The organism is Fulvimarina manganoxydans (assembly GCF_900176465.1).
In the GTDB taxonomy this organism is placed as follows: domain Bacteria; phylum Pseudomonadota; class Alphaproteobacteria; order Rhizobiales; family Rhizobiaceae; genus Fulvimarina; species Fulvimarina manganoxydans.
Genome location: NZ_FWXR01000014.1, coordinates 67,892 through 81,411, shown reverse-complemented (window position 1 = coordinate 81,411; position 13,520 = coordinate 67,892). Strand labels below are relative to the sequence as shown.

The window sequence follows — 13,520 nt, the reverse complement described above, 5'->3', positions numbered from 1 at the left end:
CAAAAGGGGCACTTCATGACCTGTCAGGCGGCCGCGAGCATCGTCTGTTTTTCGTTGCCCTGTCCGCCGCCACCGTCGTCTTCGTCGCCCGCAAGGGCCTCCTGGAGCGTCGCAGCGCGTTCGGTGCCACCATTCACCTCGGCGGCGATCTCGACGGTGAAGGTCGAGCCCGCGCCGGGCGTGCTCTCGACGCTGACATCGCCGCCAAGGAGAATGCAGAGCTGGCGCGTCAGTGCGAGGCCGATGCCGGTTCCGCCGAACCGGCCCGAAATCGAGGCGTCGGCCTGCATATAGTCCTGGAAGAGCCGGCCCATGGCCTCCGGCGTGATTCCAATGCCGGTATCGGCGATGCTGAAGCGGATTCGTGTGTCTATGCCGATCTTGTCGACCTCGATCGAAAGCGTCACCTTGCCGGCCTGCGTGAACTTGCCGGCATTGCTCAACAGATTGAGGAGGATTTGCCGAACCCGCGTGCGATCGGTCCAAAGGATTTCGCGGCTTCTGACGCAATGGATGACGAATTCGTTGCCATTGGATTCGATCATCGGGCGGGCCGTGGCCTCGATATCGGCGACAAGCTCCGACAGGGCGAATTCCGTGACGTCGAGATCGTCGAGCTGTGTCTCGCCGGTCTCTTCGTCGAGGACGTGGGAAATCAAGGACAGAAGGTGGTTGGCGGCCTTGTTGATCCGCTGCAGGTCCTCCCAGCTGGCGGCGTCTTCGCCGTCCTCGTCCGCGACATCCTCGATGAGGATTTCGGAAAAGCCGATGATAACATTGAGCGGGGTGCGCAATTCATGGCTCATCTTGGCGAAGAAGGCTGAGCGCTTTCGGCTCGTCTCTTCGGCGACGCCGTGCGCGCTGCGAAGCTTGGCGAGCGTTGCCTGATAGCGTTCGCTCTCGGCCGACAAATCCATGCGCATCGCACAGATCTGGGCGTAATAGACGACCATCCAGGACATGTAGATGCTGGCCGCGACGATGGAGAGCCAGGCGACCGGCTGGAGATGTCTGGCATCGACGATCGTGGGCAGGCCGAACAGAAGCACAGCACATGAGAAGACGCCCACACAAAGTGAGAACAGGCCAATTACCAGCGCGACATTCTTGGACAGGTAGAAGAAGCCGAGCAGCAGGCTGACGATCAGCCATGGCAGGAAGGGCGAGGCCAGGTTTCCGTAGAAATAGGTGCCGAACAGCGAGACCGAGGTCAGACCGACGAAGGACAAGGTCGCGCAAAGACGCAAATCCCCGGTGTATCGCAGCAAGAAGGGCAAAGCCCAAAAAGCGCAGACGCCGGCCGTCAGGATGGTCATCGGCGCGTTGATGCTCGGTGAGATCACATAGAGATAAATGACCATCGGCTGCGCGATCAGCGGGCCCAGAAGATGCGTGAATACAAAGATTTTCATCAATTCGCGTTCGGTGTGGCTGCTGACCAGCGAACGCGGGATGAACATGTTGATGATAGTCTCGCCCATCGATCCATTCCCTCTTGTTCGCGAACAGTCCCAGAAACGTCTTAAGTTTCTTCGAACATGAAGGGCTTACTCGCGCCTTATAATCCAGTATCCGGCGAGGTTCGGGCGCCGGATACTATCAGCTGTGAAGAGTCAGGCCGAGAGGCGCTTTTCGTCCGCGGCTTCGTTGGTTTCAAGCTCTCGCCGAGCGATGAGATAGGCCTGATGCACACGACGGGCGGCCGCCTGTATTTCCTCTGGCGTGTGGTTCGCCATGACCTGGAGGCGGAAGCGGGCCGATCCCTTGGCGACCGCCGGGAACTCGACGAGATTGGCCACGAGACCGACATGGGGCAGGGCACGCGCCGTCATGCGGGCCAGGGCTTCGTCGCCCATCTTCACCGAGACGATGGCCGAGGGCTCGCCATAGGTCTCGAAGCCCAGATCGCTCAGCTGCGAACGCAGGGAGAGGATATTGGTCATGAGCTTACGGCGCAGCTCGGCGCCTTCGTCGCTCTGGATGATGTCGAGCGCGGCCGTGACGGTCGCGATCTGAGCCGGCGACAGCGCGTTGGAAAAGGTGCAGGACGGGCTGTAGAAGCGCAAATATTCCTTCACCGCGCGGCTGTTGGTCGCCACGAAACCACCATTCGAGCCGAAGGTCTTCGAGAAGCTGCCCATGACGAGATCGACCTTGCCGAGCATGTCCTGGATGCCGATATGGCCCGTTCCGTCCTCGCCGAGGCAGCCGAAATCATGGGCGACATCCACCATGAGCGTCGCATCGAATTCCTTCGCCAGTGCCTGAAGGCCTTCGATGTCGGGGGTATCGCTGTCCATGGAGAACAGGCCTTCGGTGACGATCATGATGCCGCATTTCGGGCTGCGATTGCGGATCCGCACAAGGCGATCGCGGCAGTTTTCCAGATCGTTATGCCGGAAGAGCGAGATGTTGCGCGTCGCTGCATAGGCCCCGGTCTGGAGGGAGGCGTGCGACAGGGCGTCCATCACGATAAAGTCCTCGGAGCGAACGAGGCCCTTGATGACCCCGAAGCCGGCGGCCCAGCCGGTAGGGAAGAGAATTGCTTCCTCCATCTTCAGGAAGTCGGCGATCCGGCGCTCCAGGACGACCGAGGTCGAGGTGTTTCCGACAAGCGCCGGTGAACCGGCGGAATGGACGCCGAAGACGTCGATCGCCTGCTTGGCGGCGGCCGCAACGGCCGGATGGGACGAAAGGCTGAGATAGTCCTGGGAGGCGAAATTGACGCCCTCGGTCAAGGTGCCGGTATCGTCGCGAACGCCGCAGGTCGAAGCCGGACCCGTCTCCGTCGAACGCGAGAAGGGCCAGGTGCCCGATTGCCGGCGCACATCCTGCCAGGCGAAGAAATGTTCGCAGCGCTCGAGAAGATCGATCCCCTCCATGACGCGGAAGTCGCGCATAGACCCTTCGAGGGCAGCTTGGGGGACGGCGGGAAGGGTGCGGAAGGTCATGAGGAGGGCCCCTGTCTATAGGCGTCTTAAGTTGAATTCTGCAACGCGACCTTCCAATCCGCGGCTTAAGACAGGGATAACTTGATGGATTAACGAAATCTCGCGGCAAAACACGCTTAATGACCGTGTAATTCCAAAAAATCTTTGAGAACAAGGTGTTTTGTCTGGAGTGTGCTCCGCGTGGTGGTTTGCGAGCCGATGTGGCGACGCAAGCGGAGAGATGCGTGTCGGTTTTCTCGGCCAACGCGCGAAGGCTGTAAGAATCACGAACGCCTTCGAGACCCAACCTATCGGCGCAACCGTTAAGTTTGGCTTATGAAGAGGGGCGAGACCACCGGCCAGAGCGAGGGTCGGACTCCGCGCCTCGGAGACGGGCGATAGCCGATTCGGCTTAGCCGGCTGGCTCTGCCCGACCCCCTGTGAACGCCTCTTGACCCTGTGATGATGGTTTCGGGCAAGGCGCGGTGGCTATACCGAGCGGCGGTCGGGCGGCGTTCGGCCGTCGAGATATCGCCAGACACCGGCGGGCGGACGACTGCGATTCCCACAGCGCCTGCCGCGCCGGTCGCGGGGCGAAGCGCGTTCGACCTCAGGCCGCAGGCGATCTCATTTTCCGGGAATGCCGGAGCGAAGGCTGCTCGAAGGAAAGATGGAATGCGCAAGAGTGCGGTTCAAACAGCTGTCGTTGCAACCAGCATGATGATGATCGGCGCCGCACAGGCCGCCGACACTCTCGAGATTGCCGATCAGAGGGTCGCCGAAGCGCATGACTGGTACGTCAATATCGGCCTGGCCGGTGTCCTGTTCGACTCCTCCTCGAAGATCGACGTGATGGGCCATCGCGTTCCCGACGCCGATGCCGAAATCTCCGACGAAATGACCGGAACGGCCGAAATCGGCTATTATGTCCGGCCGGATGTATCCCTGGCGCTGACGCTCGGAATACCGTTGACCTCGGATTTCGATGGGCGCGGCAGCTTCGAGGGATTACGGCTCGGGGAAGTGACCTATGGCACCGTTATGTCGACGGCCAAATATCACATCAACGCCTTTGGGGAGGGCTTCCGCCCCTATATCGGCGCCGGTGTCGCCTACACCTTCATCTTCGACGATAAAGACGCCGTCTTGAAGGATTTCGAGGTGGAGGGCGAATTCGGCGCCGTGCTTCAGGCGGGTGCCGAATTCGGCTTTTGGGACAACTACCACCTCTTCACCGACGTGAAGAAGGTCTTCACGGGCGCGTCGGGCACGGCGACCACCTTCGATCCGGCGACCGGCGCCCCCCTGCCGGCGACGGCCAAGGTCGATCTCGATCCGCTGGTTCTGACCGCGGGCGTCGGCATGCGGTTCTAGACGAGAAGGATTTCCTCGTCTTAATCGAGCATGATGAGATCCGAAAAGTTGCATGACTTTCCGGATCTCGTCATGCAGGAAAACAAAGATTTAGAGCGAAATCGCGATTCCGATTCGTTGCATCTCGCGCTAGGCGATGGCGGCAGCTGATTGCCCGAGATCGCTCCGCTCGACCGACGTAGTGGTGAGCGCGAAGAGATCCTTATCGCGGTCCGGCGTCGCCTTGCTCCATTTGACCGGCACGAGCACCGAGAAGGTGCTGCCTTTGCCAAGGTCGCTTTCCACCTCGATCGTGCCGCCCATGGCGCGGATTAACATGCGCGAGACGATCAGGCTCATGCCGGTCCCGCCATATTGGCTGCCGGCCGCATCCCGGCTGTCGCCATGAAGCTCAAAGAGACCGACACGCTCGCTCGGTGCGATACCGGCGCCGGTGTCCGCGACCGCGATGCGATAGAAGGGCCGATCTTGGTGGGTTTCCCGCGAAATCGTGACACGCACCTCGCCGTTCCGAGTATGGTCGCCGGCATTCACGAGGAGTTCACGCAGGACTCCGACAAGCTTGAAACGATCGGTCTCGATGAGACGCTCTTGCGCTTCGAAGTTGATGTCGAGGCGGTTGCCATTCGTTTCGATGGCACCGCGAAGGTCGTTTGCCACTGAGGAAACGATATCGAACACATCATGCTGTTTGACGTCGAACTGCATTCGACCTGCCTCGATCTTGGAAATGTCGAGGATCGAGTTGATCAGGCGCAGGAGATATCGTCCGGCATCGTGGATGCGGATGACGTCCGGCAGCATATGGGTGCGACCGTCCGCTTCCATGTCCTCGCGCAAGACTTCGCTGTAGCCGATCACGGCATTGAGCGGAGTGCGCAATTCGTGGCTCATGCGGGCCAGAAACTGGGATTTAGCCTGATTGGCCTCGTTGCTCTGGCTGACGGCGCTGCGCAGTTCGCGCGAGAGGACTTGGCGCCGACGCACTTCGCGCTCCAGTTCCAGGCTGCGATCGAAGACGCGGGAATAATAGATCGCCATCAACGCGACATAGAGCAGTGCGGCGATGTTCGAGACGAAGGCCAGGACCTTGCTCGACATGGCGGGAATGTCGTTCGGGTTCGGCTGAAATTTCAGATAGAGCACGAAAAAGCCGAAGCCGAAGGCGGCGAAAATCGCCAGAAGAGGCACGCGAAGCGACGCATCGCCGCCGATATAGAAGAACGACAAGAGCGGAATGACGAGCACCCAAGACAGGGTCGGCGAGGCGATGCCGCCATTGAACCAGCAACTCCAGAAAATGCAGAAGTTGAGGATCGTGACCGAGACCAGCACGAGAGGCTTGTAGCCAAGTCCGGCCTTGAGCAGGAAGGGGAAGCCCCAGAAGGACGTGATCGCAAGGCACAACACCGCGATCGCATAGTCGGGTGTCGGGTCTGCGAGATAGAGAGCCAGCGGGACCGAATTGCCGATGATCGGACCCACCGAATGGCTGATCAAGAACATGCGCGCCTGATCCGATGCTTCCCGGTCATTCCGCATATAATCGGGAACGAAATACTCGATGAAGCGCAACAGATGCTCGGCGAAACGCATGCTTCTCAACCCCTGAGCGTGGCCCTGACGGGCCGTGCGGTCCGTTCGGCTTCCCGGCCTGGAGCGCGACGACATCCGAGCGATCGCGGCTCCCGACAAGTGTTGGCCGGCGCCGCGAACCGGGGTCTCCACGGTTCAGCGTCGCGACGGAGCCTTAGGAAAGTGTTCGGCCGATCATAGGCGTCAAAGCTTGATCGCCTGTTAAACGCGAGGCGGGCTTTTATGGGCCTTTTGGATCATCGCCACCCTTCCGCACCATGAGATGGCTGTCCCGCCGATGCGGGCGGTTCCCCTGTCGAAACACTCGCCGCGCGAGAGTGGTAACGATCGGTTAACCTAGCTCGACTAGAAAACGATAACCACGACAGCATTTCGTTCGGTGCCTTTTGGAGCCGATTGACGATCTGATTTCAGCTCAACAGGAGCCGCCTCCATGAACCGGTTTTCGATAGCTCTTGCGGGACTGATCGTCGGGGCCACTTCGGCGAGCGCGGCGGACATGTCCGACTACGCGCCGTTCACCGCACCTTCCGAGCCCACGATCTGGACGGGGTTCTATGCGGGTGTGACCCTCGGCGGGGCCCATAGCGACGGACAAGCCGAGCGCGGCTATTATACCGGCGAACCGCTGACGACGGATGTGGGCAATGGGCTCTTTCCCGGCGACATTGATGGCGACGAATGGGGCGTGATCGGCGGCGTTCAGGTCGGCTACAATCACCAGTTCGGCAATTTCGTCGCCGGCGCCGAGGCCGATTTCTCCTTCACCGATCTGAACGTTCTCAACAAATATCAGCGGATCGATCCGAGCCCGGCCTTTCCCTATACCGGAACCGATACCCGGACGTCCTACAGCACCGACATCGAAAATCTTGGCACGGTGCGTGCCCGCTTCGGCTATGCCAGCGGCCCGACCCTCGCTTATGTCTCGGGCGGCCTCGCATACGGTAAAGTGAAAAATCAGTTCAATCTGGATCTGACCTTCCCGCTCCTCAACGGCGCGCAATATCCGCGCGATCTCGGCGGTATCGGGCGCTGGAGCAACGAGGACTGGTCGGCCGGCTATGCGATCGGCGGCGGCGTCGAGCACAAGTTCACCGAGGCCTTCTCGCTGAAGGCCGAGCTCTTCTACGTCGATCTCGAAGACACCAAGATCAAGGTGACCGATCCCGTCTTCCCCGGCAATCAGATCGACTATCACTTCGACAACGATCTCGTCATCGGCCGCGTCGGTCTGAATTACGCCTTCTGATCCGAGCGCTCAGGGCGTTGCGGAAGCTCGCTTCTCCGCCAAGACACCTCGTTTCGCCAGAACGCTTGAAACGGCGACGGCCTCGATCATCGATCGGGGCCGTCGCCGTTTTCTGTCTCCTTGTCCATTCGCAGCGCCGCCGCCGCGCCATTTCTGTGGATCTCGGACAGTTCCTGAAGCCTACCGTCTCGTTTCGTAAACTGTCCTCAAGTTTGCGGGTTCGACGGTGAGAGCGATTTCCCCGACGCTTCGTCATCCTCGCACTCGAAGAGTGCGGGGACCATGCCGTTACCGTCAGAGCGGCACTCGGGCCGAGGAAATGCACGAACGAAGGGCCGCCCGTCAGCTTTGTCCGCATCGCGCAAGGGCCGCAATCGGTGAGGGATCAAGCCCGGTCGCCGATTGCGGTGCCCGTCGTTTCGTCAACCGGCGGCCGTTTGCGGCTTCTCGCCATCGGCCTTCGCGCCGGTCTCTCCTTGCGGCCCATCCGGGCGCTTGACCCGGTAGACCACGAGATAGAGCGCCGGGACGAAGAGGAGCGTAATCAGCGTGCCGGCGATGATGCCGCCCATCATGGCGTAGGCCATCGGCCCCCAGAAGACCTCGCGCGAGATCGGAATGAGGGCAAGGCTCGCCGCCGCCGCCGTCAGGAGGATCGGTCGGGCGCGCATCTCGCTCGCCTCGAAGACCGCATTCCAGGGATGAAGGCCCTCGTCCCTCAGCACCTCGATCTGGTGAACGAGGATGATCGAGTTGCGGATGAGGATGCCGACCAGGGCCAGAACGCCGAGGATCGCCACGAAGCCGAGCGGGGCGCCCGAGGGGACAAGCGCGGCGACGACGCCGATGAGACCGAGCGGGGCGGCCGAGAGCACGATGATCATACCCCTGAAGCTCTGCATCTGGACCATGATCAAGGTGAGCATCACGACCAGCATGACCGGCACGACGGCCGCGATCGGACCCTGGCTCTCGGCCGAGGATTCCACCGCGCCGCCGACTTCGAGATTGGTCTCCGGCGTCAGGCTCTTTTCGAATTCGGCGATTTGGGGGGCAAGATCAGTGACGATCGTCGCGGGCTGGGTCGGCCCGAGAATCGCCGCGCTGACGGTGATGGTCGGAATCCGCGAGCGCGAATAGAGGATCGGATCCTCCCACCCATATTCATAGGTCACGAGGCTCGCCAGCGGGATCGAGGCCCCTTGCGAATTGGTGAGTTGGAGATTTTCGATCGCATCGATCGAGTCCCGGTCGGATTGGCGGCCGCGCGCCACCACGTCCACCAGATAGATGTCGTCGCGGATTTGGGTGACCGTCTCGCCATCGAGGATCAGATTGAGATTGGCGGCGATCTCCTGGGAACTGATGCCGAGTTGGCGCGCCTTGTCCTGAAGGATCTCGACTTTCAAGACGCGGGCCGGCTCGTTCCAATCGAGAACGATGGAATGAAGACGCGGATCGCTCGCCATGATGGCCGCGACCTCGCGGGCCTTGGTGCGCACCACAGACCGGTCGGGACCGCCGATGCGATATTGCACAGGTCGGCCGACGGGCGGCCCGAGTTCGAGATTCTTCACATAGACGTCGATGCCGACGAGATGCTCGCGGGCGAAGGCGTCGATCTTTTTATGAATCCGTTCGCGCGCTTCCAGGTCCTTGTTAACGATGACGATCTGGCCGAAGAACGGATTGTCGGGCTGGACGTCATAGGCGAGGATGAAGCGTTCGGCTGAGCGGCCCACATAAGAGCTGAAATGGTCGATATCCTCCTCGCCTTTCAGCATCGCCTCCAATTCGTCCATCCGCGCCTTGGTGTCGGCGATCGTCGCATTGTGACGAAGCGTGAAGTCGACCACCAGTTCGGGACGATCGGAGGTCGGGAAGAATTGCTGCTGGACGAAGCGCATCGAATAGATCGAGCCGGCGAAGAGCAGAACCGTCACGAGAATCGTCAGCCAGCGAAAGCGCATCGCTCCCTTCAGTACCGCGCTGAAGGCTCGGCGAGCAAAGCCGGGCTTGGCATCGTGATGATGCATGGTCTTGGGCAGAAGGAGCACGCCGATGAGCGGCGTGAAGAGCACCGCCACGATCCAGGACAGGAGCAGGGCAAGCGCGATCACCACGAAGAGCGAGAAGGTGTATTCGCCGGCGTTGGAATTGTTGAAGCCGATCGGCAGGAAGCCGGCGACGGTGACGAGCGTTCCCGACAGCATCGGAAAGGCGATCGAGGTCCAGGCAAAGCTTGCCGCCTTTTCCCGGCTTTCGCCCATTTCGAGGCGCGAGACCATGGTCTCGATGGCGATCATCGCATCGTCCACGAGAAGGCCGAGGGCGATGATGAGCGCGCCGAGCGAGATGCGCTGCAGCGTCAGCCCATAAAACTCCATCCCGACGAAGGTGAGGGCGAGGACGAGGGGGATGGACAGAGTGACGACGAAGCCGGCCCGAAATCCGAGCGAGACGAAGCTGACGGCGAGAACGATCACCACGGCTTCGAAGAGAGCCTGCGTGAAACCGCCGACCGATTCCTCGACGACCGCCGACTGATCAGCGACGAGATGGACATCGATGCCGACGGGAAGCTCGGAGACGATCTGGCTCATCTCCGCCTTCAGCTCCTCGCCGAAATCGACGATATTGCCGCCTTTGCGCATGCCGATGGCAAGCCCGATCGCCGGCTCGCCATTGTAGCGGAAGAGGGTGGCGGGCGGGTCCTCGTAGCCGCGGGTGATAGTGGCGATGTCGCTGAGGCGGAAAAAGCGGTCGTTGATGCGAAGATTGACCTCGCGCAGGCTTTCTTCCGATCGGTACTGGCCCGAGACCCTGACGAAGATGCGCTCGGGGCCCGATTGGACGACGCCGGAGGGAGCGATCGCGTTCTGGGCCTGAAGCGTCGAGATCACCTGCTGTTGGTCGATACCCAGACTTGCAATGCGTCTCAGGGAGAATTCGAGAAAGATCTTTTCGTCCTGCGCTCCCACCAGCTCGACCTTGCCGGAATCGGGAAGCTGCAGGATGCGGGTGCGCACCGCCTCGACCGTGTCGCGCAGCTGGCGCTGGGAGAAACCATCGGCGGTAAAGGCGTAGATGTTGCCGAAGACGTCGCCGAACTCGTCGTTGAAGGCAAAGCCCTTGAACTCGGAGGGGAAGTCAGCCCGGATGTCCGTCATCATATGACGGACCTTCGTCCAGACGTCGGGGATCGTCTCGGCTCGGGTGGTCGGCAGAAGATTGACGAAGATGACCGAGCGACCGGGCGTCGTGATCGAACGCGTGTAATCGAGGCTGTCGAGCTCCTGGAGCTTTTTCTCGATGCGGTCGGTGACCTGTTCGGCCATCTCCGTCACGGTCGCGCCAGGCATCGCGCCGGAGACGACCATCGTTTTGATGGTGAAGGGCGGATCCTCCTCCCGGCCGAGGCCGAGATAGGCCAGCGTGCCGGCGATCATGGCGACGATCATCAGGAACCAGACGAAGGAGCGGTGATGCAGCGCCCAGTCCGACAGATTGAAACCCTTCACGATGCGCTCCCGCTCGTCTCGTCCTGGCGGGCCTCGGCCGCGCCGCTCTCGCCGATGCCTTCCTGAAGAGAGATGGCCTGACCATCCTTCAGACTGCCGACACCGGCCGTCACCACCCGCTCGCCGGGCGACAGGCCGCTGACGACCGTCACCATTCCGTCCGGTGCCGCTTCTGTGGTCACGCTGCGACCCTTCACCAAGGCCGCGGCCTCGTCGACGACCCAGACCTTGGTTTCGCCGTCCATCTTGAAGAGCGCGGTCTCGGGAATGCGAATCGGCATTGCCGCCCCTTCGAAAATCGGTACCGCCGTGATGAGAGCGCCAATGCGAAAGGCCTGCGGCGCATCATCGAGTGCGATCCGCACCCGATTGGTCCGGGTGAGGGGATCGGCCTGGGGCGCGATCTCGCGCAACTTACCGTCGATCCGAATGCTCGGATCGATCTGGAGGACGACGCGGAAGGACTGCTCGGGCGCGAGCTTCGAGGTCTCGGAAGCCGGAACGTCGACCACCGCCTCGCGCTCGTCGGTCCTTGCCAGCGTCATGACGCTCTCGCCGGCCGAGACCACATCGCCTACATCGGCCGAGCGCGCGGTGACGACGCCGTCGAAGGGCGCGGTGAGGACGGCGAAGGTGAGGGCATTCTCCGCCTTGTCGAGCTGGGCTTCGGCGCTCTTCAATTCGGCTTCGGCGACGCTGCGGCTCTGGCGCGCCACGTCGAGGTCCGACTGAGAGACGGTGTTTTCGGTAAAGAGCGACTGGGTGCGCTGCTCGCTCTCGCGCGCCGTTCGCGCCTGGATGCGGGCATTGGCAAGCCGCGCCTTAGCAGAGCGCACATTGGCCGCGAGCGTCTCGGCGTCGATGGCGGCGAGCGTCTCGCCCTTCTCCACCTGATCCCCCACATCCACTTCGCGCGCGACAATTCGGCCGAGCGTGCGGAAGGCAAGCGCCGTCTCGTAGCGCGGCGCAATCATGCCGCTATAGCCGAGGGTCTCCAGCGCCATGGGTTCGGCAACGATGCTGACGACGGGGCGCGGCGCCTGTGGCGTCTCGGCCGCTTCGTTTTCGGCCTCGCTGCAGGCCGCAAGCGCGATGAGCCCGAAAAGGACCAGACCGTTCGAAAACGCGCGTGTCATCATGCACCGTCCTTTCCGCCGCCGACGATGCCGATCGGCTCGTCGGGTTCGACTAGATCGAGGACCTGCCCCGGCCGAACGAGCTGCGAGCCGGCAGTCACAACCCTGTCGCCCTCGGAGAGGCCGCTATCCACAAGGATGATGTCGCTCTGATAGGAGCCGATCTTGATCGGTGTCAGGCGCGCGGCGCCCGTCTTGCCATCGACCACCCAGACCGCCGGCTCCCCTTCACTCGTCATTAGGGCGGCCCACGGAATGACGATTGCATTTTCCACGCTGATGCCGGTGTCGCTGCCGACGACCGCTGCGCCGAGGGTCATCTCCGGCGGCGTGTCCTGAAGCCCGACCTTCACCTCCACGGTGCCGGTCCTCGTGTCAATCAAAGGGCTAATCTCGCGAACCGTGCCACGGGTCTGCACCTTCGGATCGGCGAGAAGATGAATCGCGATCTCGGGCGGCTTGTCGCTTTGGAGGAGAAGCTGTTCCTGGATGTCGAAGATGGCGTCGCGCGGCCCATCCTCGGCAAAACCGAAGGCGGTCTGAGCGGCGCTCACCACTTGACCCGGATCGACACTGCGGCTCGTGATGACGCCGCTCGCGTCGGCGCATAGGACGGTGTCGTCTAGATTTTCGCGTGCGGTGCCAAGCTCGGCTTCGGCCATGTCCACGGCGCTCGTCGCGGAGGAAAGCGCCTCTTCCGCATTCTCGAAATTGCTGCGGGTCGTGTAGCCGCTGTCGAGAAGGTTCTTCTGGCGGTCGAAAGCGGCCTGGGCCTGGGTCGCCTGGGCCTTGGCCGAGGCGACGGAGGCTTCCGCCGCTGCTACGTCGGCTTCCTGTTCGACCGGATCGAGGCGGGCGAGGACATCGCCAGCCTCCACCTTGGAGCCGACATCGACGGCGACATCCGTCACCCGGCCGCTGGTCTTGAAGGCATAGGTCGCCGAATGGCGTGCGGCGATCTCGCCGGTCAGAGCGATCGTGCGGCTGAAGGGCTGAGGTTCCACCGTGACATAGGCAACTGGAGAGGGCGGACGCTCGGGCGTCTCCGCCTCGTTGCAGCCAGCAAGCGCCGCCGCCAGGAGAAGCGGCGCCAAACGCCCGATAGCGGCCCAGCGCGAGCGCAAGTCCCGTCTCTGCCCGACTTCCCCTCTGCCGGCCATATTAATCACCATTTTGCTTGATGGTCGAATTACTCTACGATAAAGCTATATTGAATTGGGGGTGACGTCAATGACGGATGACGCTTCGGTAAGACGTTCGGAAAGCCGGGAGAACGACGAGGCCGATCTGGCGCTCTGCGACGTCGCGCGACTGTTCAAGGCGGTGCTACGCCGGGCGATCGCGCGCGACCGGGATGTCGCGGCCCGACACGATCTGGCGCTGACGGATATAGGCTGCCTGGGGTTTCTAGAGAGTTGCCACGAGCCGGTGTCTGGCAAGATGGTGGCCGAGCATGTGGCACTCTCCACCGGGGCGACCACCGCGCTTCTGGATCGATTGGAGCGCGCCGGCCTCATTGAGCGACAGCCCAATCCGGCAGACCGTCGGGCGATCGTCATCGTTCTCAACGAAGCGAAGGCGCGCCCGATCCTCGAAGAGCAGCGGGTCTTGAAGCAGGGTCTCGCGGCGGCCGTCGGCAGCCTGTCGCAGGACGAACGCGACGGCGTCTTGAAATTTCTTCAGCGGCTTCTTGACGAAGTGCCGGAATAGG

9 protein-coding genes are annotated in these 13,520 nt (G+C 62.0%); 3 read left to right on the top strand and 6 right to left on the bottom strand.

Going from position 1 to position 13,520, the window contains the following annotated elements; translation table 11 throughout:
• Positions 1 to 23 precede the first annotated feature (23 nt).
• Positions 24 to 1,481, bottom strand: a complete 1,458-nt coding sequence (locus tag B9A15_RS14910; protein ID WP_084411151.1) for a sensor histidine kinase — start codon at positions 1,479 to 1,481, stop codon at positions 24 to 26.
• Between the two features lie 132 nt (positions 1,482 to 1,613).
• Positions 1,614 to 2,951 carry an aminotransferase class I/II-fold pyridoxal phosphate-dependent enzyme gene (locus tag B9A15_RS14905; protein ID WP_210190530.1) on the bottom strand — a complete coding sequence of 446 codons (1,338 nt, stop codon included), beginning with the start codon at positions 2,949 to 2,951 and terminating at the stop codon, positions 1,614 to 1,616.
• A gap of 654 nt (positions 2,952 to 3,605) precedes the next feature.
• On the opposite strand from B9A15_RS14905, the gene B9A15_RS14900 reads away from it, so the two are divergent.
• A complete protein-coding gene (locus B9A15_RS14900) occupies positions 3,606 to 4,304 on the top strand; it encodes an OmpW/AlkL family protein (RefSeq protein ID WP_170923319.1) in 699 nt (232 codons plus the stop codon).
• A 129-nt stretch (positions 4,305 to 4,433) separates the two neighbouring features.
• On the opposite strand, the gene B9A15_RS14895 is transcribed toward B9A15_RS14900, so the two are convergent.
• Entirely contained in the window at positions 4,434 to 5,900 is a 1,467-nt protein-coding gene (locus B9A15_RS14895) for a sensor histidine kinase (protein WP_170923318.1), read from the bottom strand.
• A 433-nt stretch (positions 5,901 to 6,333) separates the two neighbouring features.
• On the opposite strand from B9A15_RS14895, the gene B9A15_RS14890 reads away from it, so the two are divergent.
• Positions 6,334 to 7,152, top strand: a complete 819-nt coding sequence (locus B9A15_RS14890) for an outer membrane protein (protein ID WP_084411143.1) — start codon at positions 6,334 to 6,336, stop codon at positions 7,150 to 7,152.
• Positions 7,153 to 7,574: 422 nt separating this feature from the next.
• Here the strand turns inward: B9A15_RS14890 and B9A15_RS14885 are convergent, their stop codons facing one another.
• The 3 genes from B9A15_RS14885 to B9A15_RS14875 are packed head-to-tail and all read right to left on the bottom strand — an operon-like array spanning position 7,575 to position 12,969.
• On the bottom strand, positions 7,575 to 10,673 hold the full coding sequence (locus tag B9A15_RS14885) for an efflux RND transporter permease subunit (protein ID WP_280173807.1): 3,099 nt from the start codon (positions 10,671 to 10,673) through the stop codon (positions 7,575 to 7,577).
• On the bottom strand, positions 10,670 to 11,812 hold the full coding sequence (locus tag B9A15_RS14880; RefSeq protein ID WP_084411140.1) for an efflux RND transporter periplasmic adaptor subunit: 1,143 nt from the start codon (positions 11,810 to 11,812) through the stop codon (positions 10,670 to 10,672). Before B9A15_RS14880 ends, B9A15_RS14885 begins: the two co-directional genes overlap by 4 nt.
• Positions 11,809 to 12,969 carry an efflux RND transporter periplasmic adaptor subunit gene (locus B9A15_RS14875; protein WP_210190529.1) on the bottom strand — a complete coding sequence of 387 codons (1,161 nt, stop codon included), beginning with the start codon at positions 12,967 to 12,969 and terminating at the stop codon, positions 11,809 to 11,811. The genes B9A15_RS14880 and B9A15_RS14875 overlap by 4 nt, the downstream gene beginning before the upstream one ends.
• 70 nt (positions 12,970 to 13,039) lie before the next feature.
• On the opposite strand from B9A15_RS14875, the gene B9A15_RS14870 reads away from it, so the two are divergent.
• Complete coding sequence (locus B9A15_RS14870; protein ID WP_084411136.1) at positions 13,040 to 13,519, top strand: MarR family winged helix-turn-helix transcriptional regulator; 480 nt, start codon at positions 13,040 to 13,042, stop codon at positions 13,517 to 13,519.
• The last annotated feature ends 1 nt before the right edge of the window (position 13,520 follow it).